A 25,153-nucleotide genomic window follows, 5' to 3' on the forward strand; every position below is an offset into this window, starting at 1 on the left:
AACAGGAGAGGAAGCGACGGCAAAAAACCGTGCTTCCCTGGGCTGAACGCACTGTACCGGCACAGATATCGCCGGTTCACATGCCACTCCCTCGCATGATCATTGCGTTCTCAGCCGGTTGAGGCAATTATTCTTCGCTGAACAAATCGCCGCCATGCATGTCGATCATTTCCAGCGCCTTGCCGCCACCGCGAGCCACACAGGTCAGCGGATCTTCAGCAACCACAACCGGAATGCCCGTCTCTTCCATCAGCAGGCGATCCAGGTTACGCAGTAATGCACCACCACCGGTCAGCACCATGCCACGTTCCGAGATATCTGAAGCCAGCTCAGGCGGACACTGCTCAAGGGCAACCATCACCGCGCTAACGATGCCGGTTAATGGCTCCTGCAGCGCTTCCAGAATTTCGTTGGAGTTCAGCGTAAAGCCGCGCGGTACACCTTCTGCCAGGTTACGACCACGGACTTCAATTTCGCGGACTTCATCGCCCGGGTACGCTGAACCGATCTCATGCTTGATGCGTTCTGCGGTCGCTTCGCCAATCAGTGAACCGTAGTTACGACGCACATAATTAATAATAGCTTCATCGAAGCGATCACCACCAATACGGACTGATGAGGAGTAGACCACACCGTTCAGGGAGATCACGGCCACTTCTGTTGTACCACCACCAATGTCGACGACCATTGAACCGGTTGCTTCAGAAACGGGCAGACCTGCACCAATCGCCGCAGCCATCGGTTCTTCAATCAGAAAGACTTCACGCGCGCCTGCGCCCTGAGCCGATTCACGAATCGCACGGCGTTCTACCTGGGTTGCGCCAACGGGCACGCAGACCAGCACACGTGGGCTGGGACGCATAAAGCTGTTGCTGTGAACCTGCTTGATGAAGTGTTGCAGCATTTTTTCGGTCACGAAGAAGTCAGCGATAACGCCATCTTTCATCGGACGGATAGCTGCGATATTGCCTGGCGTACGGCCGAGCATCTGTTTGGCGTCATGACCCACGGCCGCGACACTTTTCGGCGAACCGGCACGGTCCTGTCGAATAGCGACCACGGAAGGCTCGTTCAGCACGATGCCCTGTCCTTTTACGTAAATCAGGGTATTCGCGGTACCCAGGTCAATGGACAAGTCGTTGGAAAACATGCCACGAAATTTTTTAAACATACTAAGGGATAATCCTGCAAGCTGGGGGCGGAAAATAAAATCCGCTTACTTTACCAACCACACGAAGCTGCCACAAGGCGCAAAAACGTTCTGCTTCGGTGAAAAAAGACGCCTGATTGCGTTTAAGTCATCTGAACCGACGATCTGCAACAGCAGAATGCCGACCAGACGCCATCAGCACTGCTTTTCCCGCGTTTTCCCTGCGCCATGCCCGACATAAAATCTAACATTTCCGGCAGCAAGGTCAGGGATTCAGATGCGGCTAAACATTAAAAAACACCGCAAATTGTCGCTGTTACGACGGCAATTCATTAAATACGGTAACGTTGAGAATATTTCTTCACGTTACTGTTTACCGGAAGCGAAGAGGCAAAAAAGTCTCCCTGTCCGCCTGCGACACCCAGCGCCACTAATGTCTGCCACTCCGCCTTTGTACGAACACCCGTTGCAAACACCTGAATGCCAGTACATTTACAGACTTCAAGCAGGCTCTGCACAAACAGCTGGTTTTCTGTTCGCCGCTCAATATTACGGACCAGACCCGCATCAAGCTTGATCAGTTCCAGCGGCAGCTGTCGTATATAGGCGCTGCTGACCACAGTCAGACCCGCCTGATTGACGGCAACCCGGCAGCCAAAGGCTTTAAGTGCGCGGAATACTGGCGCTAAACGGTTGATGTGTTGACATACATCTGCCTCGGCAAGTTCAAATAAAAATCGTTTTCTTTGTGCTTTCGGACACTGCAACAGCATATTCTGTAGCCAGACGACAAATGGACGCTGCAGGAGCGAGGTTATTGTCACCGGGATGACCAGCGTCTCTTCCGGCCAGAGTTCTGAGAGTGCGGCAATGCGGGTCATCAGTTGGCGATCCCAGGCATCAGCCATCCCCAGTTGCTGAACCAGCGGCATATATTCTGCGGCCAGCACCTCTTTATCGCCATCGAAGATGCGGGTCAGCATCACCCGATGCTGAACTTTACCTTCAATATTAACGGTGGGTTTGTGGTAAAGCCTTGGACCACCCCGGCTGAGTGTGTTCTCCAGCAAGGTTCGCCAGCGCACACTTCCGCGTCCGGCATCCTGAGGATTTCCAGCACCGTTAGTCCAGTTGTTACCGCCCAGCAGTGCCGCTCGTCGGGTGGCCATTTCAGCATTTTCAATGACCTGCGGCACGGTCTGCCCGCTGTGCCAGGCACTGATACCGATGTGGATCAGATCATCACGATTCACCATGCGCATCGGCGGCAGAGAATCGACAGCATTAATAAGTTGATCAGCAATACTGTTAGCCTCTTTGAGGCTGCGATGCGGCAGTAATACGGCAAAATCACTGCGGAAATAGCGTGCCAGTAAAGCGCCAGGGTAGCGCAGCACAAAAGTAGAGAGCATGTTGACGAAATTAAACAGGTACTCCTCAACCAGTCCCTGCTCCAGCCTGTCTTTCAGTGTGTCCAGATCGGGCAGACGCACCATCATCACAACACCGTGAGTGCCGACATTTTCCTGATCCTCCAGCAAAGTCGCGAGCTGGTTGTCAAAGAAAAGTCGGTTATTAAGACCGGTACGCCCGTCCTGTGCGGCAAAGGTACGGATTAGCGTGTCGATACGCAGGCGCTGTTCGCCCGCTTCCTGCAGATCCGCCAGCAAGAGATCCATGGCACGGCTCGCCCTGGGAGGCCACTCATCCGCACCACGGTCTGGCATGATTCCACGCTCACCGTTAATAATCGCCTCTGCCCGTGCTTCAAAATTTTCCATGCCGCGCCACTGCCGACTGAGCCAGCGATGCATCATCAGCAACAACAGACTCATCACCAGCACAACGGTAAACAGAATGCCCAGCGTGTAAGTTCCGGTGATAGAACGTAGCCAGGTTTTAGCAGGATCAAGGGTAACGACCCGCAGCTGTAATCCGGTTTGATGCATTAAAGGCACATCGACCTGAAAAAAACGATTGGGCTCGTCTTCCAGCATCTGATTTTCGTGTCGGGAGAGAGTGAGAAAAGTCTGTTTGCCGTCGTGAAGAGAAATCTGCTCAGCATTCATTATCGGCATCATACGCGTAAGCCAGCCGTGCAACGCTGCAGGCGACTCAGTGAACATCGCCTGATCGACCTCCGTCGCCAGCACCTGCGCCCGATGCTCAACCCGCTGATGGCTGAACCAGAAAACACTTAATGCGCAGCCAGCCAGCATCAACGACATTGCCAGCAAGCTTAAAAAGGTAATAAACGCAGATAATTTTGTGGTTAATCGCATCCCTGTGCCTGTATTACTGCGGTGATAACCGGATCATCCGACCTTGTACCCTTAGCCTGACGAAAACGCGAGCAAAATAGCATAATTTGCCCCTGCCGACAGCGCCTGGACGCATGAAGCCGAAGTATATCCCCGGGATATCATCGCAGGTGTTAATCCCGGCAACTTTCAGTGCATTCTCATCGCCGTGCTCAGCCAGGAAATTTCACATTTTCACAGCGAAACTGGCTGATATCAGCGATAGTCATCATGCTGGATGATGACATCCTGTCTGGAGAAGCCAAATGAAACGCATATCCCACCTGACCGAAGCCGACGTAACGCCGGAAAGCATTTTTAACCTGAAGCGCCGCCAGGTGCTGAAAACGCTGGGACTGAGCGCGGCGGCAATGGGTATGCCGGGCGTGGCGAATGCCGATATTCTCAGTTGGTTTAAAGGTAATGACCGTCCACCCGCGCCCGCTGGCCGGGCGCTGGACTTTACTAAACCGGCGAAATATCAGGCCGATCTGACCTTAACACCTGAGGATAAAGTCTCTGGCTACAACAACTTCTATGAGTTCGGGCTGGATAAGGCCGATCCGGCTGCCAATGCAGGTACGCTAAAAACTGCCCCCTGGAAGCTGACCATTGATGGCGAAGTGGCTAAGCCTGTGACGCTGGACATGGATGACATCTTTAAGCGGTTTGCTATGGAACAGCGAATCTATCGCATGCGCTGCGTAGAGGCCTGGTCGATGGTCGTGCCCTGGATAGGCTTCGAGCTGAATAAGCTTCTTTCGCTGGCGGAACCCACCAGCAAAGCGCGCTTTGTCGCCTTCCAGACGTTGTACGACCCGGAGCAGATGCCCGGCCAGAAAGATCGCTTTATTGGCGGCGGACTCAACTATCCCTATGTAGAAGGTTTACGCATTGATGAAGCGATGCACCCGCTGACGATACTGACCACCGGTGTCTATGGCAAAGCGTTGCCGCCGCAAAATGGCGCACCGATTCGTCTGACGGTACCGTGGAAATATGGTTTTAAAGGCATCAAGTCGATTGTGAAAATCACGCTGACCGACAAACAGCCGCCAACGACCTGGAATCAGATTGCTGCCGACGAGTATGGCTTTTATGCCAATGTGAATCCCCATGTTAATCACCCTCGCTGGTCGCAGGCGACAGAGCGATTCATTGGCCCTGGCGGCAGTCTGAAGGTCGAACGCCAGCCAACGCTGTTGTTTAACGGTTATGCCGAACAGGTAGCGTCACTCTACCGAGGCATGGATTTACGGGAGAATTACTAGGTGGTCCGCCTGTCGCTAAAACAGATCACATGGCTCAAGGTGATCCTGCATCTGGCGGCCCTGTTGCCGCTGGTTTATCTGATTCTGGCCGCAATGCAGGGTGGACTGAGTGCGGATCCGGCAAAAGATATTCAGCATTTTACCGGCCGCATGGCGCTGAAACTGCTGCTGGGGACGCTACTGGTTTCACCGCTGGCACGTTACGGCAGGCAGCCGCTTCTTATCCGCACGCGTCGTCTGCTCGGCGTATGGACCTTTGTCTGGGCGTCCCTTCATCTGCTGAGCTATTACCTGCTGGAGCTGGGCGTGGACAATCTGCGTCTGCTGGGCAGCGAACTGATCTCCCGTCCCTACCTGACGCTGGGTATTATCAGCTGGCTGATATTACTGGCCCTGGCGGTAACCTCTTTCCAGCGCGCTCAGCGCAGACTCGGTAAGCGCTGGCAAACCCTGCACAACGCGGTCTATCTTGTCGCGATCCTTGTGCCGATTCACTATATCTGGTCGGTGAAAATCCTGTCACCCCAGCCACTTATCTATGCCCTTCTTGCTGCGATACTGTTAGCGTGGCGTTACAAAAAATTTCTCAAATGGTGGTCCCGCTAGCGCTTCACCCGTTGTTTTCCTCTGCCGTTTTCTGATAAAAGATGTGGCCCTCAGGCTACATCCGATCATCTTCGCAGATAAGACCAGTATTTTGCTGCGAAATGACACGAAACGGATATAATGCCCGGCTTTATTGCTCGTCGGGTCTTCTTTTTAGCCCCGAAAGGTGACAAATGAAGATTCGCAAGGTATTTTACGCGATGCCTCAATGATTGCGGGAGATGGCAGCACGATGGCGCATAAATTACATATTCTGCTTTTGAACGGGCCCAACCTTAATCTGTTGGGAACACGTGAGCCTGAGAAGTATGGTCATACCACGCTTAGTCAGATCGTGGACGATTTGACGCGTCAGGCAGACCAGCTGAATGTGGAGTTGAGCCACCTGCAGACCAATGCTGAATTTCAGCTGATTGATCGCATTCATGAGGCCAAAGGCAATGTGGATTACATCATCATTAATCCTGCCGCGTTTACCCATACCAGTGTCGCATTACGTGATGCCCTGCTGGCGGTAGAAATACCGTTTATCGAGGTTCATCTCTCTAATGTGCATGCCCGCGAGCCCTTCCGCCATCACTCCTATCTTTCTGATGTTTCTGCTGGCGTGATCTGTGGGCTTGGCGCTGACGGCTACACATGGGCTTTACAAACGGCAGTAAAACGCCTGTCTCAATCTCATTAATCAAACTGAGTACGGAACCCCACTCATGGATATTCGTAAAATTAAAAAACTGATCGAACTGGTTGAAGAGTCTGGCATTTCTGAGCTGGAAATCTCTGAAGGTGAAGAGTCCGTTCGCATCAGTCGTGCCCCTGTCAATACGGGTTACCCGATGATGCAGCAGGCTTACGCTGCGCCGGTTCAACAGCCTGCTCTGGCAACCGCTGTCGCCCCTGTTGCAGCGGCTGCCGAAGCGGCACCGGCTGAAATCAGTGGTCACATCGTGCGTTCACCGATGGTAGGGACCTTCTACCGTACGCCGAGCCCGGATGCGAAAGCCTTTGTGGAAGTTGGCCAGAAAGTGAATGCTGGCGATACCTTGTGCATCGTCGAAGCCATGAAAATGATGAACCAGATCGAAGCTGATAAGTCAGGCGTAGTGAAAGCTATCCTGGTTGAAAGCGGTCAGCCGGTCGAATTTGACGAGCCACTGGTTATCATCGAGTAACGGGGCAGATCATGCTGGATAAAATTGTTATTGCTAACCGTGGTGAGATCGCACTGCGCATTCTGCGTGCCTGTAAAGAGCTGGGCATTAAGACTGTCGCGGTTCACTCAAGCGCGGATCGTGACCTGAAGCACGTGCTGCTGGCAGACGAAACTGTCTGCATCGGCCCGGCGCAGTCAGTTAAAAGTTACCTCAATATCCCGGCGCTGATCTCTGCTGCAGAGATTACCGGCGCGGTGGCGATTCACCCAGGCTACGGCTTCCTCTCTGAGAATGCCGATTTTGCCGAGCAGGTTGAGCGCTCCGGCTTTATCTTTATCGGCCCGAAAGCAGATACTATTCGCCTGATGGGCGACAAAGTCTCTGCGATCAATGCGATGAAGAAAGCAGGCGTCCCAACCGTACCGGGTTCTGACGGTTCACTGACCGATGATATGGACAAGAACCGTGCCTTTGCTAAGCGCATCGGTTATCCGGTCATTATCAAAGCCTCTGGCGGCGGTGGCGGTCGTGGTATGCGCGTCGTGCGCAGCGACAAAGATCTGGAACAATCCATCAACATGACGAAAGCGGAAGCCAAAGCGGCATTCAGCAACGACATGGTTTACATGGAGAAGTATCTGGAGAATCCACGCCACATCGAGATTCAGGTACTGGCTGATGGTCAGGGCAACGCGATCTATCTGGGCGAACGTGACTGCTCAATGCAGCGTCGTCACCAGAAAGTGGTTGAAGAAGCGCCAGGCCCAGGTATTACTGAGGAACAGCGTCGCTTTATCGGCAATCGCTGTGCTAAAGCCTGTATTGAGATTGGCTATCGTGGCGCAGGTACGTTTGAGTTCCTGTATGAAAACGGTGAGTTCTACTTCATTGAGATGAACACCCGTATTCAGGTGGAACATCCGGTGACCGAGATGATCACCGGTGTTGATCTGATCAAAGAGCAGCTGCGTATCGCCGCAGGCCAGCCGTTGTCGATCAAACAGGAAGATGTGATCATTCGCGGACATGCGGTCGAGTGCCGTATCAACGCCGAAGATCCCGTGACCTTCCTGCCAAGCCCGGGTAAAATTACTCGCTTCCACGCGCCAGGCGGTTTTGGCGTGCGCTGGGAGTCGCATATTTATTCAGGCTATACCGTGCCGCCTTATTACGACTCCATGATCGGTAAGCTGATCACTTACGGCGAATCACGCGACGTGGCCATCGCCCGCATGAAAAATGCACTGGCGGAACTGATCATCGACGGTATCAAAACCAACGTTGAACTGCAGATGAAAATCATGTCCGACGAAAACTTCCAGCACGGTGGAACCAATATCCACTATCTGGAGAAAAAACTCGGCCTGCACGAGAAGTAATCGCAACGCTGAGTAGTCAGAGGCCGGTTAATCCGGCCTTTTTCTTTTTCCGCTGGCGTTAAGGTTGAATCATGGACGCTCGTTTTATACAGGCTCATAAAGAGGCGCGCTGGTCGCTCTGGCTCACGCTGCTCTGGCTCGCGGCCTGGGGGCTCTCTGCCTGGCTGGGTGGCAGTGAAATCGGTGTCACCGGTCTGCCGCGCTGGTTCGAACTCTCCTGCCTGTTTGCTCCCCTGTTGTTCATTTTCCTGTGCTGGATGATGGTGCGGGTCATTTTCCGCGACATGCCGCTGGAGGATAAAAGTGAACAGTGAAATCATCCTGCCATTGCTGATTTATCTTGTCGTCATTGCCGCGCTGTCGGTATTTGCCGTTCGTAAAAGACGTGAAGGCAGTTTCCTGACGGAATACTTCCTTGGCAGCCGCTCCATGGGCGGGTTTGTGCTGGCAATGACGCTTACTACCACCTATATCAGCGCCAGCTCGTTTATTGGTGGCCCCGGTGCTGCCTATAAATATGGGCTGGGATGGGTATTGCTGGCGATGGTACAGGTGCCCGCCGTCTGGCTGTCGTTAGGTGTACTGGGGAAGAAGTTTGCCATTCTGGCGCGTAAGCATAATGCGGTGACGCTGAATGACATGCTCTACGCCCGCTATCAGAGCCCGCTGCTGATCTGGCTGGCGAGCCTGAGCCTGCTGATCGCCTTTATCGGTGCCATGACAGTGCAGTTTATTGGCGGGGCGCGGCTGCTTGAAACCGCCGCAGGTATCCCCTATGACACCGGTCTGCTGATTTTTGGCGGCACTATCGCGCTTTACACTGCGTTCGGCGGATTCCGTGCCAGCGTGCTGAATGACGCGATGCAAGGCATTGTGATGCTGATTGGCACCTTTCTGCTGCTGTTCGCGGTGATTCATCAGGCTGGCGGCCTGAGCACGGCCGTGCAGAAACTGCATGACATCGATCCTGCTCTGCTGTCGCCGCAGGGGCCAGGCGAAATCATTACACCCACCTTCCTCAGCTCGTTTGTCGTGCTGGTCTGCTTTGGCGTGATTGGCCTGCCGCATACTGCGGTGCGCTGCATCTCATATAAAGACAGCAAAGCCGTACATCGGGCCATTATTCTCGGCACTATTGTGGTGGTGATTCTGATGCTGGGAATGCATCTGGCCGGTGCGCTGGGCCGGGCAATTCTGCCTAACCTGACTGTGCCGGATAGTGTTATTCCTGTCCTGATGATTACCGTACTGCCTCCGTTAGCCGCCGGATTGTTTCTGGCAGCACCGATGGCCGCGATCATGTCGACCATTAATGCCCAGCTGTTACAGGCCTCGGCCACGCTGATTAAAGATCTCTATCTGCGTGTCGCACCGCAACAGCTGGAAAATGAGACACGGCTGCGACTGTTATCTGGCACCATTACCTTCGCACTGGGTCTCCTGCTGCTGATGGCGGCATGGAATCCACCCGATATGATTATCTGGCTCAACCTGCTGGCATTTGGCGGCCTTGAGGCGGTTTTCCTGTGGCCGCTGGTTCTGGGCCTCTACTGGGAGCGCGCTAATGCCGCTGGGGCCATCACCGGCATGGTGGTGGGGGGAGGCTGCTACGCTTTTCTGGCGAGCCTTAACCTGCAGATACTGGGTTTTCACCCCATCGTGCCCTCACTGCTTTTGAGCCTGCTGGCATTTTTAGTGGGCAACCTGTTTGGACGCGCGCCGCAAGCGGTCGACGCGCCGCAACACTGACGGAAAGAGAGACGTTATGCCGTGGATTCAAATCAAAATTAACAGCTCAGGTGAACATGCGGAAACGCTGAGCGATGCGCTGATGGACATCGGTGCGGTTTCAGTGACTTTTCAGGATACCCATGACACGCCGGTGTATGAGCCACTGCCAGGCGAAACGCGTCTGTGGGGTGATACTGATGTGATCGGCCTGTTCGATGCTGAAACTGACATGGCTGTCATTACTGCCGAACTGGAGCAGCATCCGCTGCTGGGCGCCGGTTTTCGCCACCGGATCGAGCAGATCGAAGACAAAGACTGGGAGCGCGAATGGATGGAAAACTTCCACCCAATGCGCTTCGGCGAACGTCTCTGGATCTGCCCAAGCTGGCGTGACGTGCCGGATCCCGATGCCGTCAACGTGATGCTTGACCCGGGTCTGGCGTTTGGAACGGGTACCCACCCCACTACCTCACTTTGCCTCACCTGGCTTGACGGTCTGGATCTGGACGGCAAAACAGTGATCGATTTTGGCTGTGGATCGGGGATCCTGGCGATCGCCGCATTGAAGCTGGGTGCAGCTCAGGCAATTGGCATTGATATTGATCCGCAGGCCATTCAGGCCAGCCGGGATAATGCAGAGCGCAACGGCGTCTCTGACCGCCTGTCACTTTATCTGCCCCACCAGCAACCCGACAACCTGCAGGCTGACGTGGTGGTCGCGAATATTCTGGCCGGTCCGCTACGTGAGCTGGCACCGCTGATCAGTGTACTGCCCAAGTCTGGTGGACACCTGGGCCTTTCGGGCGTTCTGGAGAGCCAGGCTGAGAGCGTATGTGAAGCATACGCCGGCGAGTTCACACTCGACCCGGTTGCCGTTAAAGAGGAGTGGTGCCGAATTACCGGGATTAAATCCTGAATCTGGCGCCTGTCTACCCCTTCTGATATCGCACTGGCCGGCCCGCAGTGCCTTAACAGAACATTCAACCAGCCCGCAGCGTAAGCTGCGGGATTTTGCGATTTGAAATGGATGCTTGTATCGTTAATCACGTTATGTGACGTTTTTTATCTGGTGAATTGACGTACTTTTCTGGAAAAACTTTTGTTCACAATTTCAGCATAAAAAATTAACTGACTGATATTTAAGGTGAATAATCATAATCCCCGATCATCATCCGGATTTCATTGATCTTTCTTGCTGATTGTTCAAAGTTTGGCCTTTCATCTTCCTGCAAAAATGCGTAATATACGCCGCCTTGCAGACACAGTATGGCCATTCTGACTTCATGCGTATTGGAAACCTCCAGCTGAGAAATCGACTGATTGCAGCACCGATGGCCGGTATTACCGACAGGCCGTTCAGGGCGCTGTGTCACGAAATGGGTGCAGGTATGGCAGTTTCTGAGATGTTGTCTTCTAACCCGGAAGTGTGGGCTAGCGACAAATCCCGATTACGCATGGTTCACAGTGATGAGCCAGGCATTCGCGCCGTGCAAATTGCCGGTTGCGATCCCAGTGAAATGGCGCAAGCTGCACGCATTAATGTTGAGGCTGGTGCACAGGTCATCGACATTAATATGGGATGCCCTGCCAAGAAGGTTAACCGCAAAATGGCGGGTTCAGCCTTGCTGCAATATCCCACCGTGGTGGAGTCTATCCTCTCCGCAGTGGTTAATGCAGTGAATGTGCCGGTTACGCTGAAAATTCGTACTGGCTGGGATCCTGAAAACAGGAACTGTGTCGCGATTGCCCAATTGGCTGAACGCTGCGGTATACAGGCTCTGACGATACATGGTCGCACTCGTGCCTGCCTGTTCAACGGAGAAGCTGAATATGACAGCATTCGGACAGTTAAGCAGAGTGTCTCCATTCCGATTATCGCGAATGGAGACATAACTGACCCGCATAAAGCCAGAGCGGTGCTCGACTATACAGGGGCCGATGCTCTGATGATAGGACGCGCTGCTCAGGGAAGACCGTGGATCTTCCGGGAAATCCAGCATTATCTGGACACTGGGGAGTTGCTTGCCCCGCTGCCAATGGCAGAGGTCAAGCGCTTGCTTGTTTCGCATATACGTGAGCTGCACGACTTTTACGGTTCAGGCAAGGGATACCGTATAGCGCGAAAGCACGTCTCCTGGTACCTGCAGGAGCACGCCCCGAATGACCAGTTTCGGCGCACATTCAACGCCATTGAGGATGCCAGCGAACAGCTGGAGGCGTTGGAGGCATACTTCGAAAATCTTGCGTAACGAAATAAAGAGCTGAAAGAACTATGTTCGAACAACGCGTAAATTCTGACGTACTGACCGTTTCTACCGTTAACTCACAGGATCAGGTAACTCAAAAACCTTTGCGTGATTCGGTTAAACAGGCACTGAAGAACTATTTTGCTCAACTGAATGGTCAGGATGTGAGCGACCTGTATGAGCTGGTTTTGGCTGAAGTCGAGCAGCCTCTGTTGGACATGGTGATGCAGTATACCCGTGGCAACCAGACCCGTGCTGCCCTGATGATGGGTATCAACCGCGGTACGCTGCGTAAGAAATTGAAAAAATACGGCATGAACTGATTTTTAGTTCTGTCTGTTAATCACGCCAGCCTTCGGGCTGGCGTTTTTATTTGTGCCTGTTCACACAAATTCATCGCCAGACCAGTGAAACATTTGCGGGTAATATGGTAACTATAGTTGCAATTGCTGGCGTGATATTTCACCTTCTCGCTTTTGCTTGTGCTGATTTGACTTAATCTCTCTTCTGAAAATCACCCAGCCCAAACCCCTGCCAGTGCTGGGGATGTGACTTTCTACGCATTAAAAAAGCAATACTATCCCTTCGTACATATATGCATGAGCGATTGCTCACACTGCTCCCATATAGTGAAACTATTTGCACTAATTGTGATCGAGTCGACTCGCATTGCTTCCTTTTGGTGCGCCATATTAGCGAAACTTTCTAAGTACTTCCGAATATTAACCGTTCTTTCATATGAATTCAGGATTCTGCAAAACTGGCATCAGCTTTGCAGAGTCGTGGATGGCTGACCGCCATAGACAGGAAAAAACGCACATTAAAGTGCGCAAACATAACAACATGATCCCGCCACACAGGATGCTTTATGAAAAAGATGATGCTCTCTACACTGATCGCCGCCGCCTCACTGGTTGGCCTTGCTCAGCAAGCACACGCAGGCACCACTCTGGATGCGATAAAGAAAAAAGGTTTTGTTCAATGTGGTATCAGTGACGGCCTGCCGGGCTTCTCCTACGCAGATGCGGGTGGCAAGTTTACCGGTATCGATGTAGATGTGTGTCGTGCGACGGCTGCCGCTGTGTTTGGCGATGCGACCAAAGTGAAATATACCCCGCTGACTGCGAAAGAGCGCTTCACCGCGCTGCAGTCAGGCGAAGTGGATGTGCTCTCACGCAATACCACCTGGACTTCATCGCGCGATGGCGGCATGGGCTTTCTGTTTGCGGGCGTGAACTATTATGACGGTATCGGCTTCCTGACTCACAAGAAAGCCGGCCTGAAAAGTGCGAAAGAGCTGGATGGCGCGACGGTCTGTATTCAGTCAGGTACCGATACCGAGCTGAACGTGGCGGACTATTTTAAAGCCAACAAAATGCAATATACGCCAGTGACCTTTGACCGCTCTGATGAATCTGCGAAAGCACTGGATAGTGGACGCTGCGATACGCTGGCATCTGACCAGTCTCAGCTTTACGCCTTACGCATTAAGCTCGGCAAGCCTGACGACTTTATTGTTCTGCCAGAAGTGATCTCCAAAGAGCCGCTGGGGCCATTGGTACGTCGTGGTGATGATGACTGGTTCACCATCGTCAAATGGTCGCTCTATGCCATGCTGAATGCGGAAGAGATGGGTATTAACTCGAAAAACGTCGACCAGATGACAGCCAAACCAACGACACCAGACATGGCACACTTCCTGGGCGCCGAAGGTGATTTTGGTAAAGATCTGAAGCTGGATAATAAGTGGGCCTACAACATCGTTAAGCAGGTAGGTAACTACCAGGAAAGCTTCGATCGTAACGTCGGTAAAGATAGCGCACTGAAGATCGCACGTGGCCAGAATGCGTTGTGGAATCAGGGCGGTATCCAGTACGCACCACCGGTACGTTAACAGACCTCACCAATCGGGCACCGTATTCTGCGGTGCCCTGCCCCAGCTCTCGTATTGAGGTTTCAACATGTCACAACGCCCAACCGTGAAAAGGGATTTTTCATTTGGTAATCCCACGGTTCGCGCCTGGATTTATCAGCTCATCGCCGTCGTCGCGGTGCTTGGTGTGGTGGGTTATCTGGTGCATAACACCATTATTAACCTGGACAATCGCGGCATTACATCGGGGTTTGGATTTCTTGAACGCACTGCCGGTTTCGGCATCGTTCAGCATCTTATTGAGTACACGGAGGGAGATACCTACGCGCGCGTGTTTCTGGTTGGATTAACCAACACGCTGCTGGTCTCTGCGCTCTGTATTGTTTTTGCGTCGATTCTCGGATTCGCGGTCGGTCTTGCCCGCCTGTCTGACAACTGGCTGCTGCGGAAGCTCTCAAATATCTATATTGAAACTTTCCGTAATATCCCGCCTTTGCTTCAGATTTTCTTTTGGTACTTCGCGGTTTTACGCAATCTGCCAGGCCCACGCCAGGCGCTGAATGCGTTTGATCTGGCGTATGTCAGTAATCGCGGACTTTATGTGCCGTGGCCGACCTATGCACCTGGCAGCTGGCCGTTTGTTATCGCACTGCTTCTGGCGGTAGCGGTGAGCTATGCTCTGTACCGCTTTAACCGCCAGCACCAGTTAAAAACCGGTGAGTTACGTCGCACCTGGCCCGCAGCCGTTGGAATGCTGATTCTCTTTCCTTTGCTTGCGCATCTTGGGTTTGGCGCAGCGATGCACTGGGATGTGCCGCAACTGCGTGGATTCAATTTCCGCGGCGGCTCGGTGATGATACCGGAGCTGGCGGCACTGACGCTGGCACTGTCGATCTATACCTCGTCGTTTATCGCTGAAGTGATCCGCTCAGGAATTCAGTCTGTGCCGCATGGTCAGCATGAAGCCGCCCGGTCGCTGGGTCTGCCGAATCCGGTAACGCTGCGCCAGGTCATCATCCCTCAGGCCATGCGCGTCATTATTCCGCCGCTGACCAGCCAATATCTGAACATCGTAAAGAACTCCTCACTCGCCGCCGCTATCGGTTATCCCGATATGGTGTCGCTGTTTGCCGGATCGGTGCTCAATCAGACTGGTCAGGCCATTGAGACGATCGCTATCACGATGGGCGTTTACCTGATTATCAGTCTGCTGATATCGATGCTTATGAACTTCTATAACCGCAAAATTGCGCTGGTTGAGCGTTAAGAGAACGGGATAACTATGTCTGTGACTACGCATGAAACGCCCCCCGTCCCGACGACGCCTGTCAGTCGCGCCTGGCTTTGGGCTCGTAAAAATCTATTTTCCAGCTGGTTTAACACCTTACTGACGCTGTTCTGCATCTGGGTAATCTGGCACGTTATTCCGCCCGCGCTGAACTGGCTGGTCTTTCAGGCAAACTGGATTGGCACCACGCGCGCCGATTGCACTAAAGAGGGAGCCTGCTGGGTGTTTATCCATGCGCGTTTCGGCCAGTTCATGTATGGGCTTTATCCGCATGAGCTGCGGTGGCGTATTAATCTGGCGCTGGTGATCGGCCTGGTGTCGATTGTGCCGATGTTCCTGAAGAGCCTGCCGTATCGTGGACGCTACATTGCGGCATGGGCCGTGATTTATCCGGTGATTGTCTGGTTCCTGCTGTATGGCGGGTATCTGGGGCTGGAGCGTGTCGAAACACGTCAGTGGGGCGGATTAACGCTGACGTTGATTATCGCGTCGGTCGGTATTGCCGGTGCGCTGCCGCTGGGTATTTTGCTGGCGCTTGGCCGTCGTTCACGTATGCCGGTGGTCCGCACGCTGTCGATTATCTTTATTGAGTTCTGGCGTGGCGTGCCGCTGATTACGGTGCTGTTTATGTCATCAGTGATGCTGCCGCTGTTTATGTCTGAAGGTACTAACATCGACAAGCTGGTGCGCGCACTGGTGGGCGTCATTCTGTTCCAGTCCGCCTATGTGGCCGAGGTGGTTCGCGGTGGTCTTCAGGCACTGCCTAAAGGCCAGTATGAAGCAGCCGAGTCTCTGGCGCTGGGGTACTGGAAGACGCAGATGCTGGTGATTCTGCCGCAGGCGCTGAAACTCACCATTCCCGGTCTGGTTAACACCATTATTGCACTGTTTAAAGATACCAGCCTGGTCATCATCATTGGTCTTTTCGATCTGTTCAGCAGCGTCCAGCAGGCAACGGTCGATCCGACCTGGCTGGGGATGTCGACTGAAGGTTATGTCTTTGCTGCACTGGTCTATTGGATTTTCTGTTTTAGCATGTCGCGCTACAGCCAGTATCTGGAAAAGCGCTTTCACACCGGGCGTACATCGCACTGAGGTTTTACATGACTGACTCTATGACACACACTTCCGACGCGTTGATGATTTCGCTTGAGAACGTGAATAAATGGTACGGGCAGTTTCACGTACTGAAAGACATCAACCTGCAGGTCAAACCCCGTGAACGCATCGTGCTGTGCGGGCCTTCCGGCTCCGGCAAATCGACGACGATCCGCTGTATTAATCATCTGGAAGAGCATCAGCAGGGTCGCATTGTTGTTGACGGTATCCACCTGAACGATGATGTGCGTAACATTGAGCGCGTGCGCACCGAAGTGGGCATGGTATTTCAGCACTTTAACCTCTTCCCGCACCTGACCGTATTGCAGAACTGTACGCTGGCACCTTCGTGGGTGAGAAAGATCCCTAAGAAGGAAGCAGATGAACTGGCCATGCATTATCTGGAACGCGTGCGCATTGCCGAGCATGCCCATAAATTTCCAGGCCAGCTCTCTGGTGGACAGCAGCAACGTGTCGCCATCGCCCGCTCACTCTGTATGAAGCCTAAAATTATGCTGTTTGATGAGCCAACGTCAGCACTGGATCCTGAGATGGTTAAAGAGGTGCTGGATACGATGATTGGTCTGGCTGAAGACGGGATGACCATGCTGTGCGTCACCCATGAGATGGGCTTTGCCCGCACCGTGGCTGACCGGGTGATCTTTATGGATCGGGGTGAGATCGTCGAAGTTGCGCCACCGCAGGAGTTCTTTGCGAACCCTAAATCGGAGCGCACACGGGCGTTTTTATCGCAGGTTATTCACTGATTACTGGCTCAGTGATCTTACAACCCGGCCTGGTGCCGGGTTTTTTATAGCCTGAAAACTGTCTGAATGCGCTCATTCTGCTGATGCACTGATGCACTGATGCACCGATGATAAACGTGAAGAGTGATGGGCTGCTATGAGGGCGTTTTATTGCGGACTTCCACAACGAAAGTGGATTGCCACAACGAAAAAAGCCCTTCGCATACGCGAAGGGCTCTCTCTTATTTGATGCCTGGCAGTTCCCTACTCTCGCATGGGGAGACCCCACACTACCATCGGCGCTACGGCGTTTCACTTCTGAGTTCGGCATGGGGTCAGGTGGGACCACCGCGCTACAGCCGCCAGGCAAATTCTTTTATTTACCGAACTCGTGTCTTAACTGGTGCTGATACCCAGAGTCGAACTGGGGACCTCACCCTTACCAAGGGTGCGCTCTACCAACTGAGCCATATCAGCACACTAAATTTGATGCCTGGCAGTTCCCTACTCTCGCATGGGGAGACCCCACACTACCATCGGCGCTACGGCGTTTCACTTCTGAGTTCGGCATGGGGTCAGGTGGGACCACCGCGCTAAAGCCGCCAGGCAAATTCTTTGTGCACGAAACGAATCTTTTACGTCATGACCGCGTTGCCATCGCTCAGCCACACCGGTCACATACTTCAGTATGCTCCCGCTGATGTCTTCGCTCTGCGCCTCGTCACGCCGCAAAATCTTTCGTTTCCGCAAATTATTATCCGGTAACAGGCTGAAAATCGTGTCTCTCAAAAACGCCTCTGGCGTTGTAAGGTTAAGCCTCACGGGTCATTAGTACCGGTTAGCTCAACGCATCGCTGCGCTTACACACCCGGCCTATCAACGTCGTAGTCTTCAACGTCCCTTCAGGACTCTCAAGGAGTCAGGGAGAACTCATCTCGGGGCAAGTTTCGTGCTTAGATGCTTTCAGCACTTATCTTTTCCGCACTTAGCTACCGGGCAATGCCATTGGCATGACAACCCGAACACCAGTGGTGCGTTCACTCCGGTCCTCTCGTACTAGGAGCAACCCCCCTCAATTCTCCAGCGCCCACGGCAGATAGGGACCGAACTGTCTCACGACGTTCTAAACCCAGCTCGCGTACCACTTTAAACGGCGAACAGCCGTACCCTTGGGACCTACTTCAGCCCCAGGATGTGATGAGCCGACATCGAGGTGCCAAACACCGCCGTCGATATGAACTCTTGGGCGGTATCAGCCTGTTATCCCCGGAGTACCTTTTATCCGTTGAGCGATGGCCCTTCCATTCAGAACCACCGGATCACTATGACCTGCTTTCGCACCTGCTCGAGCCGTCACTCTCGCAGTCAAGCCAGCTTATGCCATTGCACTAACCTCACGATGTCCGACCGTGATTAGCTGACCTTCGTGCTCCTCCGTTACTCTTTAGGAGGAGACCGCCCCAGTCAAACTACCCACCAGACACTGTCCGCAGCCCGGATCACGGGCCTACGTTAGAACATCAAACATTAAAGGGTGGTATTTCAAGGTTGGCTCCACGCGAACTGGCGTCCGCGCTTCAAAGCCTCCCACCTATCCTACACATCAAGGCTCAATGTTCAGTGTCAAGCTGTAGTAAAGGTTCACGGGGTCTTTCCGTCTTGCCGCGGGTACACTGCATCTTCACAGCGAGTTCAATTTCACTGAGTCTCGGGTGGAGACAGCCTGGCCATCATTACGCCATTCGTGCAGGTCGGAACTTACCCGACAAGGAATTTCGCTACCTTAGGACCGTTATAGTTACGGCCGCCGTTTACCGGGGCTTCGATCAAGAGCTTCTCCTTGCGGATAACCCCATCAATTAACCTTCCGGCACCGGGCAGGCGTCACACCGTATACGTCCACTTTCGTGTTTGCACAGTGCTGTGTTTTTAATAAACAGTTGCAGCCAGCTGGTATCTTCGACTGGCTTCGGCTCGGGGAGCAAGTCCCTCCACCTACGCGCCAGCGTGCCTTCTCCCGAAGTTACGGCACCATTTTGCCTAGTTCCTTCACCCGAGTTCTCTCAAGCGCCTTGGTATTCTCTACCTGACCACCTGTGTCGGTTTGGGGTACGATTCTGTGTTACCTGATGCTTAGAGGCTTTTCCTGGAAGCTGGGCATTTATCACTTCAGCACCGTAGTGCCTCGTCGTCACGCCTCAGCGTTGATAAGGGACCGGATTTACCTGGACCCTCCGCCTACACGCTTAAACCGGGACAACCGTCGCCCGGCTGATATAGCCTTCTCCGTCCCCCCTTCGCAGTAACACCGAGTACAGGAATATTAACCTGTTTCCCATCGACTACGCCTTTCGGCCTCGCCTTAGGGGTCGACTCACCCTGCTCCGATTAACGTTGAACAGGAACCCTTGGTCTTCCGGCGAGCGGGCTTTTCACCCGCTTTATCGTTACTTATGTCAGCATTCGCACTTCTGATACCTCCAGCATGCCTCACAGCACACCTTCGACGGCTTACAGAACGCTCCCCTACCCAACAACACATAGTGTCGCTGCCGCAGCTTCGGTGCATGGTTTAGCCCCGTTACATCTTCCGCGCAGGCCGACTCGACCAGTGAGCTATTACGCTTTCTTTAAATGATGGCTGCTTCTAAGCCAACATCCTGGCTGTCTGTGCCTTCCCACATCGTTTCCCACTTAACCATGACTTTGGGACCTTAGCTGGCGGTCTGGGTTGTTTCCCTCTTCACGACGGACGTTAGCACCCGCCGTGTGTCTCCCGTGATAACATTCCTCGGTATTCGCAGTTTGCATCGGGTTGGTAAGCCGGGATGGCCCCCTAGCCGAAACAGTGCTCTACCCCCGAGGATGAGTTCACGAGGCGCTACCTAAATAGCTTTCGGGGAGAACCAGCTATCTCCCGGTTTGATTGGCCTTTCACCCCCAGCCACAGGTCATCCGCTAATTTTTCAACATTAGTCGGTTCGGTCCTCCAGTTAGTGTTACCCAACCTTCAACCTGCCCATGGCTAGATCACCGGGTTTCGGGTCTATACCCTGCAACTTAACGCCCAGTTAAGACTCGGTTTCCCTGCGGCTCCCCTATACGGTTAACCTTGCTACAGAATATAAGTCGCTGACCCATTATACAAAAGGTACGCAGTCACCCCCATAAAGAAGGCTCCCACTGCTTGTACGTACACGGTTTCAGGTTCTGTTTCACTCCCCTCGCCGGGGTTCTTTTCGCCTTTCCCTCACGGTACTGGTTCACTATCGGTCAGTCAGGAGTATTTAGCCTTGGAGGATGGTCCCCCCATATTCAGACAGGATACCACGTGTCCCGCCTTACTCATCGAGCTCACAGCATATGTGCTTTTGTGTACGGGAGTATCACCCTGTACCCTGCGACTTTCCAGACGCTTCCACTAACACACATGCTGATTCAGGCTCTGGGCTGCTCCCCGTTCGCTCGCCGCTACTGGGGGAATCTCGGTTGATTTCTTTTCCTCGGGGTACTTAGATGTTTCAGTTCCCCCGGTTCGCCTTGCAGCACTATGTATTCATGCTGCAATGATGCACAGAGTGCACCGGGTTTCCCCATTCGGACATCGACGGCTGTAGCGGTTCATATCACCTTACCGTCGCTTTACGCAGATTAGCACGTCCTTCATCGCCTCTGACTGCCTGGGCATCCACCGTGTACGCTTAGTCGCTTAACCTCACAACCCACAGGCGTTTTACAACGCTGCGAGCTGCAAGCATTTGAGAGACTCGAACATGTCGCATTTTTCATTCTTATTACGGAGAATGAAAACGACACGTCGTTTCAATTTTCAGCTTGTTCCGGATTGTTAAAGAGCAAATATCTCAAACGCGCCACGGCTGCTTACGCAACCAGAACGGTTTTGAGATACTGTATGGAGACACCTTTCACCTGTCACCAAGCAGGTGGCGTCCCCTAGGGGATTCGAACCCCTGTTGCCGCCGTGAAAGGGCGGAGTCCTAACCGCTAGACGAAGGGGACACGATAGTGTCACGACTTCGCAGCCGTCCTGCTCATTACTTTTTATCAGACAATCTGTGTGGACACTGCGCGGGAAGGTATCTTCAGGTAAGGAGGTGATCCAACCGCAGGTTCCCCTACGGTTACCTTGTTACGACTTCACCCCAGTCATGAATCACAAAGTGGTAAGCGCCCTCCCGAAGGTTAAGCTACCTACTTCTTTTGCAACCCACTCCCATGGTGTGACGGGCGGTGTGTACAAGGCCCGGGAACGTATTCACCGTGGCATTCTGATCCACGATTACTAGCGATTCCGACTTCACGGAGTCGAGTTGCAGACTCCGATCCGGACTACGACGCACTTTGTGAGGTCCGCTTGCTCTCGCGAGGTCGCTTCTCTTTGTATGCGCCATTGTAGCACGTGTGTAGCCCTACTCGTAAGGGCCATGATGACTTGACGTCATCCCCACCTTCCTCCGGTTTATCACCGGCAGTCTCCTTTGAGTTCCCGACATGACTCGCTGGCAACAAAGGATAAGGGTTGCGCTCGTTGCGGGACTTAACCCAACATTTCACAACACGAGCTGACGACAGCCATGCAGCACCTGTCTCACGGTTCCCGAAGGCACTAAGGCATCTCTGCCGAATTCCGTGGATGTCAAGAGTAGGTAAGGTTCTTCGCGTTGCATCGAATTAAACCACATGCTCCACCGCTTGTGCGGGCCCCCGTCAATTCATTTGAGTTTTAACCTTGCGGCCGTACTCCCCAGGCGGTCGACTTAACGCGTTAGCTCCGGAAGCCACTCCTCAAGGGAACAACCTCCAAGTCGACATCGTTTACGGCGTGGACTACCAGGGTATCTAATCCTGTTTGCTCCCCACGCTTTCGCACCTGAGCGTCAGTCTTTGTCCAGGGGGCCGCCTTCGCCACCGGTATTCCTCCAGATCTCTACGCATTTCACCGCTACACCTGGAATTCTACCCCCCTCTACAAGACTCAAGCCTGCCAGTTTCAAATGCAGTTCCCAGGTTAAGCCCGGGGATTTCACATCTGACTTAACAGACCGCCTGCGTGCGCTTTACGCCCAGTAATTCCGATTAACGCTTGCACCCTCCGTATTACCGCGGCTGCTGGCACGGAGTTAGCCGGTGCTTCTTCTGCGGGTAACGTCAATCGATGCGGTTATTAACCACATCGCCTTCCTCCCCGCTGAAAGTACTTTACAACCCGAAGGCCTTCTTCATACACGCGGCATGGCTGCATCAGGCTTGCGCCCATTGTGCAATATTCCCCACTGCTGCCTCCCGTAGGAGTCTGGACCGTGTCTCAGTTCCAGTGTGGCTGGTCATCCTCTCAGACCAGCTAGGGATCGTCGCCTAGGTGGGCCATTACCCCGCCTACTAGCTAATCCCATCTGGGTTCATCCGATAGTGAGAGGCCCGAAGGTCCCCCTCTTTGGTCTTGCGACGTTATGCGGTATTAGCCACCGTTTCCAGTGGTTATCCCCCTCTATCGGGCAGATCCCCAGACATTACTCACCCGTCCGCCACTCGTCACCCAAGAGCAAGCTCTCTGTGCTACCGTCCGACTTGCATGTGTTAGGCCTGCCGCCAGCGTTCAATCTGAGCCATGATCAAACTCTTCAATTTAAGTTTGATTTGCTTAAACAAGTTAAGCGGTGCTCATCTGTAAAACGTCATAATGAATTTCATTATGTGTTCACTCGTGAGGCTTTGATATTTTGTTGCGTCCTAAGACGCTGATATCAATCCTGCGAGTGCCCACACAGATTGTCTGATAAATTGTTAAAGAGCAGTGCGAACAGTGCGTTAGCGTCCTGTCGCGAGGTGGCGTATATTACGCTTTCCTCCTGCAGAGTCAACCTCTATTTCAGAAGTTTTTCTCCGGCGGCGCAGTCTCCTGTGCCTCTCAACCCGCTTCCCGTTGCCGGTGTTCCGTGTCGATGGAGGCGCATTATAGGGATCCCGTTTCAGAGCACAACCCTTTTTTTGGATCTTTTATCTGAACGGTTATAAATGATCCAGATTGATGAGATCACCAGCGATCCGGGTCAGAATTGGCTTGTCAGCTGTGTAAAATCGCATCAGGCTGCAGTGAAAACAGAACAAAGGAGAACATGATGACTTCCGCCCTACGCCCCTATAAAGATCTTTTCCCGCAAACTGGCCAGCGCGTTATGGTCGATTCAAGCAGTGTTGTCGTCGGTGATGTGATTATGGAGGATGACGTCAGCATCTGGCCGCTTGTTGCGATCAGGGGTGACGTGAATCAGGTCCGGATCGGTGCCCGAACCAATGTGCAGGATGGCAGTGTTCTGCACGTTACGCATAAATCTGCAGCCAATCCGCAAGGCTTCCCTCTTATTATTGGCGAGGAGGTCACGGTCGGCCATAAAGCGATGCTGCACGGCTGTACCATTGGCGATCGCGTGCTGGTCGGAATGGGATCGATTTTGCTTGATGGCGTAATAGTAGAAGATGAGGTGATGATTGGTGCCGGCAGTCTGGTGCCGCCAGGTAAAAGACTGGAGAGTGGCTATCTCTATCTGGGGAGTCCGGTGAAGCAAATCAGGCCGCTTAATGACAGCGAAAAAGAAGGGTTACGCTATTCCGCTAACAACTATGTGGGCTGGAAAGATGATTACCTGGCTGACGCTAACCAGACCCAGCCCTGAGCATCAACGTTATCCTGACGGATAGCCTCTTCCGCCTCATCCTCCAGATCCCAGCGATGGTGCTGAAACAGCGCCATCGCCTCTCCTTCACCAAAACGTGATATCAACGACTCACAGCTGATTGCACAGTTCAGCCGCATGCCGTTGACCAGTACCGGGAAACAAACCGCCTTGAGTTCAGCATCATAGGCTTCATCATCAGGGAACTGTATCGCCTGATTCACGACTGCATGGCCTGCTTAAGCTGAGCAATGACCGGAGCAATGTCTGGCATTACTCCGTGCCATATATAGAAGGCATGAGCAGCCTGCCCCACCAGCATACCCAAACCATCTGCCAGATGATTCGTGCCATGCCCCTGACACCAGCGCAGGAAAGGCGTCAGCCCGCTTTGGTAAAACATGTCATAGCACTGCACGCCGGAATGGATCACGTCAGAAGGTAAAGGAGGCGTTTCTCCATTCACACCGCTTGAAGTGGCATTAACGATCAGATCGAAGTGCTGACCCGTCAGCTGTTCAAAACGACATGCCCGGATAGGCCCATTCTCTCCAAACAGCGTCGCCAGCTCTTCAGCGCGTGCAGCTGTACGATTGACGACGGTCAGTGTCACGCCCGCTGAAAGCAATGGCAGAATGACGCCGCGAGCAGCCCCGCCCGCGCCCACCAGCAATACATTGTCGCCAGCGTTGATCATCTTAAGCCGCTCAAGGTCACTTAACAGGCCAATGCCATCCGTGTTGTCCCCCAGGATCTGACCATCACTGAGTTTTTTCACCGTGTTTACCGCGCCGGACAGGGCTGCACGTTCACTCAGCTGATCGGCAAACTCCCATGCCTGCTGTTTAAAAGGCAACGTCACATTGGCACCACGACCTCCCTGTTCAAAAAAGGCAGAGAGCGCCTGGGGAAAACCATCAATCGGGGCGCAGATGCGACCATAGCGATGTTCAATACCCGTCTGCTCAGCGAAAGCCTGATGGATCAGCGGTGATTTACTGTGGCTGATGGGATTACCGAAAACGGCGAATTGATCCATGAATTAACCCTGACGTATAAGTTCGCCGCTAATCACATCGCGGATTTCAGAGGGATTAAGGCGGCCACCGGTTTTTCCCGACAGAACCGGGAAGTGCTCACCAAACTGTTGCTTCACTTCTTCCGCCGTGCGGCAGGGAGGCAGACCCGACAGATTTGCGCTGGTTGAAACCAGCGGTTTACCAAATGCGCGGCAAAGCGCCTGCACATCGGGATGGTCACTGACGCGAATGGCCAGCGAATCAAACTGCCCGGTCAGCCAGCGAGGGGTTTGTGGTGGAACGGGGACGACAAAGGTCACAGGACCGGGCCAGCATGCAAACATCCGCTCACGCTGCATCACCGAAAGTTCGCGTGCGGAGATATAAGGTTCAAGCTGGGTGTAATCAGCGGCAATCAGGATAAGTCCCTTTTCTACCGGACGCTGTTTCAGCGCCAGCAAGGCCATGACGGCAGATTCACTGTCAGGGTCACAGCCCAGACCAAATACAGCTTCAGTTGGATAGGCGATGACCGCCTGACGATTCAGATGCGCTAAGCAATTTTCAAATGAATCGGCGAGGTGTTGATTTTCCATG

The 25,153-nt window shown here is 53.3% G+C and carries 20 protein-coding genes, 2 tRNA genes and 4 rRNA genes; 15 read left to right on the forward strand and 11 right to left on the reverse strand.

All coding sequences use genetic code 11. From position 1 onward, the window contains the following. Positions 1 to 127: 127 nt before the first annotated feature. Both mreB and csrD read right to left on the reverse strand, forming a co-directional pair. The gene (gene mreB / locus AC6I77_RS17020) at positions 128 to 1,171 is read right to left on the reverse strand and encodes a rod shape-determining protein MreB (protein ID WP_003855260.1); all 1,044 of its coding nucleotides are present in this window, start codon (positions 1,169 to 1,171) and stop codon (positions 128 to 130) included. A gap of 311 nt (positions 1,172 to 1,482) precedes the next feature. Beyond that, entirely contained in the window at positions 1,483 to 3,432 is a 1,950-nt protein-coding gene (gene csrD / locus AC6I77_RS17025; RefSeq protein ID WP_003855254.1) for an RNase E specificity factor CsrD, read from the reverse strand. A gap of 284 nt (positions 3,433 to 3,716) precedes the next feature. Here csrD and msrP point away from each other — a divergent pair, with 284 nt between their 5' ends. The 14 genes from msrP (at position 3,717) to AC6I77_RS17095 (ending at position 16,863) form a co-directional block, all read left to right on the forward strand. Then, the gene (gene msrP, locus AC6I77_RS17030; RefSeq protein ID WP_003855250.1) at positions 3,717 to 4,721 is read left to right on the forward strand and encodes a protein-methionine-sulfoxide reductase catalytic subunit MsrP; all 1,005 of its coding nucleotides are present in this window, start codon (positions 3,717 to 3,719) and stop codon (positions 4,719 to 4,721) included. Continuing rightward, a complete protein-coding gene (msrQ, locus tag AC6I77_RS17035) occupies positions 4,722 to 5,327 on the forward strand; it encodes a protein-methionine-sulfoxide reductase heme-binding subunit MsrQ (protein ID WP_003855248.1) in 606 nt (201 codons plus the stop codon). A gap of 232 nt (positions 5,328 to 5,559) precedes the next feature. Continuing rightward, complete coding sequence (gene aroQ / locus AC6I77_RS17040) at positions 5,560 to 6,012, forward strand: type II 3-dehydroquinate dehydratase (protein WP_008925813.1); 453 nt, start codon at positions 5,560 to 5,562, stop codon at positions 6,010 to 6,012. Positions 6,013 to 6,037: 25 nt separating this feature from the next. Then, positions 6,038 to 6,499: an acetyl-CoA carboxylase biotin carboxyl carrier protein gene (gene accB, locus AC6I77_RS17045; RefSeq protein ID WP_003855242.1), complete on the forward strand. Its 462-nt coding sequence runs from the start codon at positions 6,038 to 6,040 to the stop codon at positions 6,497 to 6,499. Between the two features lie 11 nt (positions 6,500 to 6,510). Then, a complete protein-coding gene (gene accC / locus AC6I77_RS17050; protein WP_003855240.1) occupies positions 6,511 to 7,860 on the forward strand; it encodes an acetyl-CoA carboxylase biotin carboxylase subunit in 1,350 nt (449 codons plus the stop codon). 71 nt (positions 7,861 to 7,931) lie between these two features. Further along, positions 7,932 to 8,174, forward strand: a complete 243-nt coding sequence (locus AC6I77_RS17055; protein WP_003855238.1) for a YhdT family protein — start codon at positions 7,932 to 7,934, stop codon at positions 8,172 to 8,174. Then, positions 8,164 to 9,609, forward strand: coding sequence for a sodium/pantothenate symporter (panF, locus tag AC6I77_RS17060; protein WP_003855236.1), 1,446 nt, complete (start codon positions 8,164 to 8,166; stop codon positions 9,607 to 9,609). Before AC6I77_RS17055 ends, panF begins: the two co-directional genes overlap by 11 nt. A 16-nt stretch (positions 9,610 to 9,625) precedes the next feature. Further along, positions 9,626 to 10,507, forward strand: a complete 882-nt coding sequence (gene prmA / locus AC6I77_RS17065) for a 50S ribosomal protein L11 methyltransferase (protein WP_003855234.1) — start codon at positions 9,626 to 9,628, stop codon at positions 10,505 to 10,507. Between the two features lie 367 nt (positions 10,508 to 10,874). Further along, on the forward strand, positions 10,875 to 11,840 hold the full coding sequence (dusB, locus tag AC6I77_RS17070) for a tRNA dihydrouridine synthase DusB (RefSeq protein WP_008925814.1): 966 nt from the start codon (positions 10,875 to 10,877) through the stop codon (positions 11,838 to 11,840). 23 nt (positions 11,841 to 11,863) lie between these two features. After that, positions 11,864 to 12,160: a DNA-binding transcriptional regulator Fis gene (fis, locus tag AC6I77_RS17075; protein ID WP_003855228.1), complete on the forward strand. Its 297-nt coding sequence runs from the start codon at positions 11,864 to 11,866 to the stop codon at positions 12,158 to 12,160. 545 nt (positions 12,161 to 12,705) lie between these two features. Continuing rightward, the gene (locus AC6I77_RS17080) at positions 12,706 to 13,731 is read left to right on the forward strand and encodes an amino acid ABC transporter substrate-binding protein (RefSeq protein WP_003855224.1); all 1,026 of its coding nucleotides are present in this window, start codon (positions 12,706 to 12,708) and stop codon (positions 13,729 to 13,731) included. 67 nt (positions 13,732 to 13,798) lie between these two features. After that, entirely contained in the window at positions 13,799 to 14,977 is a 1,179-nt protein-coding gene (locus AC6I77_RS17085; protein WP_008925815.1) for an amino acid ABC transporter permease, read from the forward strand. Between the two features lie 15 nt (positions 14,978 to 14,992). Further along, complete coding sequence (locus AC6I77_RS17090; protein ID WP_003855220.1) at positions 14,993 to 16,093, forward strand: amino acid ABC transporter permease; 1,101 nt, start codon at positions 14,993 to 14,995, stop codon at positions 16,091 to 16,093. Positions 16,094 to 16,101: 8 nt separating this feature from the next. Further along, positions 16,102 to 16,863: an amino acid ABC transporter ATP-binding protein gene (locus tag AC6I77_RS17095; RefSeq protein WP_003855214.1), complete on the forward strand. Its 762-nt coding sequence runs from the start codon at positions 16,102 to 16,104 to the stop codon at positions 16,861 to 16,863. A gap of 230 nt (positions 16,864 to 17,093) precedes the next feature. Here AC6I77_RS17095 and rrf (AC6I77_RS17100) read toward each other — a convergent pair. From rrf (AC6I77_RS17100) to AC6I77_RS17125, 6 genes are all read right to left on the reverse strand, one after another. Next, positions 17,094 to 17,209, reverse strand: a 5S ribosomal RNA gene (rrf, locus tag AC6I77_RS17100). Positions 17,210 to 17,243: 34 nt separating this feature from the next. Next, positions 17,244 to 17,319: transfer RNA gene (locus tag AC6I77_RS17105), tRNA-Thr, on the reverse strand. A 14-nt stretch (positions 17,320 to 17,333) separates the two neighbouring features. Then, positions 17,334 to 17,449 (reverse strand): 5S ribosomal RNA (rrf, locus tag AC6I77_RS17110). A gap of 200 nt (positions 17,450 to 17,649) precedes the next feature. After that, a 23S ribosomal RNA gene (locus AC6I77_RS17115) occupies positions 17,650 to 20,557 on the reverse strand. Between the two features lie 230 nt (positions 20,558 to 20,787). Further along, positions 20,788 to 20,862, reverse strand: a tRNA-Glu gene (locus AC6I77_RS17120). 88 nt (positions 20,863 to 20,950) lie between these two features. Continuing rightward, positions 20,951 to 22,491, reverse strand: a 16S ribosomal RNA gene (locus AC6I77_RS17125). Together the 16S, 23S and 5S rRNA genes with 2 tRNA genes alongside form the textbook arrangement of a ribosomal RNA operon. Positions 22,492 to 22,982: 491 nt before the next feature. Here AC6I77_RS17125 and AC6I77_RS17130 point away from each other — a divergent pair. Beyond that, complete coding sequence (locus tag AC6I77_RS17130; protein ID WP_003852332.1) at positions 22,983 to 23,537, forward strand: gamma carbonic anhydrase family protein; 555 nt, start codon at positions 22,983 to 22,985, stop codon at positions 23,535 to 23,537. On the opposite strand, the gene AC6I77_RS17135 is transcribed toward AC6I77_RS17130, so the two are convergent. Genes AC6I77_RS17135 through tsaC form a run of 3 tightly spaced genes read right to left on the reverse strand, consistent with a single transcriptional unit; the run spans position 23,504 to position 25,152 of the window. After that, the gene (locus tag AC6I77_RS17135) at positions 23,504 to 23,761 is read right to left on the reverse strand and encodes a DUF1488 family protein (protein WP_003852334.1); all 258 of its coding nucleotides are present in this window, start codon (positions 23,759 to 23,761) and stop codon (positions 23,504 to 23,506) included. The genes AC6I77_RS17130 and AC6I77_RS17135 overlap by 34 nt on opposite strands. Beyond that, entirely contained in the window at positions 23,758 to 24,576 is an 819-nt protein-coding gene (aroE, locus tag AC6I77_RS17140) for a shikimate dehydrogenase (RefSeq protein WP_003852337.1), read from the reverse strand. Before aroE ends, AC6I77_RS17135 begins: the two co-directional genes overlap by 4 nt. Before the next feature lie 3 nt (positions 24,577 to 24,579). Next, on the reverse strand, positions 24,580 to 25,152 hold the full coding sequence (tsaC, locus tag AC6I77_RS17145; RefSeq protein ID WP_003852339.1) for an L-threonylcarbamoyladenylate synthase type 1 TsaC: 573 nt from the start codon (positions 25,150 to 25,152) through the stop codon (positions 24,580 to 24,582). Between the last annotated feature and the right edge of the window lies 1 nt (position 25,153).

It is taken from the genome of Pantoea sp. X-Soil-ISGK-259, from assembly GCF_059730705.1.

Excerpts from the sequence above, each read along its gene's own strand:
- aroE (WP_003852337.1), bottom strand. The coding sequence starts at position 24,576 with ATGGATCAATTCGCCGTTTTCGGTAATCCCATCAGCCACAGTAAATCA.
- AC6I77_RS17080 (WP_003855224.1), top strand. The coding sequence starts at position 12,706 with ATGAAAAAGATGATGCTCTCTACACTGATCGCCGCCGCCTCACTGGTT.
- AC6I77_RS17055 (WP_003855238.1), top strand. The coding sequence starts at position 7,932 with ATGGACGCTCGTTTTATACAGGCTCATAAAGAGGCGCGCTGGTCGCTC.
- aroQ (WP_008925813.1), top strand. The coding sequence starts at position 5,560 with ATGGCGCATAAATTACATATTCTGCTTTTGAACGGGCCCAACCTTAAT.
- AC6I77_RS17095 (WP_003855214.1), top strand. The coding sequence starts at position 16,102 with ATGACTGACTCTATGACACACACTTCCGACGCGTTGATGATTTCGCTT.
- mreB (WP_003855260.1), bottom strand. The coding sequence starts at position 1,171 with ATGTTTAAAAAATTTCGTGGCATGTTTTCCAACGACTTGTCCATTGAC.
- prmA (WP_003855234.1), top strand. The coding sequence starts at position 9,626 with ATGCCGTGGATTCAAATCAAAATTAACAGCTCAGGTGAACATGCGGAA.
- fis (WP_003855228.1), top strand. The coding sequence starts at position 11,864 with ATGTTCGAACAACGCGTAAATTCTGACGTACTGACCGTTTCTACCGTT.
- accB (WP_003855242.1), top strand. The coding sequence starts at position 6,038 with ATGGATATTCGTAAAATTAAAAAACTGATCGAACTGGTTGAAGAGTCT.
- tsaC (WP_003852339.1), bottom strand. The coding sequence starts at position 25,152 with ATGGAAAATCAACACCTCGCCGATTCATTTGAAAATTGCTTAGCGCAT.
- csrD (WP_003855254.1), bottom strand. The coding sequence starts at position 3,432 with ATGCGATTAACCACAAAATTATCTGCGTTTATTACCTTTTTAAGCTTG.
- AC6I77_RS17090 (WP_003855220.1), top strand. The coding sequence starts at position 14,993 with ATGTCTGTGACTACGCATGAAACGCCCCCCGTCCCGACGACGCCTGTC.
- AC6I77_RS17130 (WP_003852332.1), top strand. The coding sequence starts at position 22,983 with ATGACTTCCGCCCTACGCCCCTATAAAGATCTTTTCCCGCAAACTGGC.
- accC (WP_003855240.1), top strand. The coding sequence starts at position 6,511 with ATGCTGGATAAAATTGTTATTGCTAACCGTGGTGAGATCGCACTGCGC.
- AC6I77_RS17085 (WP_008925815.1), top strand. The coding sequence starts at position 13,799 with ATGTCACAACGCCCAACCGTGAAAAGGGATTTTTCATTTGGTAATCCC.
- dusB (WP_008925814.1), top strand. The coding sequence starts at position 10,875 with ATGCGTATTGGAAACCTCCAGCTGAGAAATCGACTGATTGCAGCACCG.
- msrP (WP_003855250.1), top strand. The coding sequence starts at position 3,717 with ATGAAACGCATATCCCACCTGACCGAAGCCGACGTAACGCCGGAAAGC.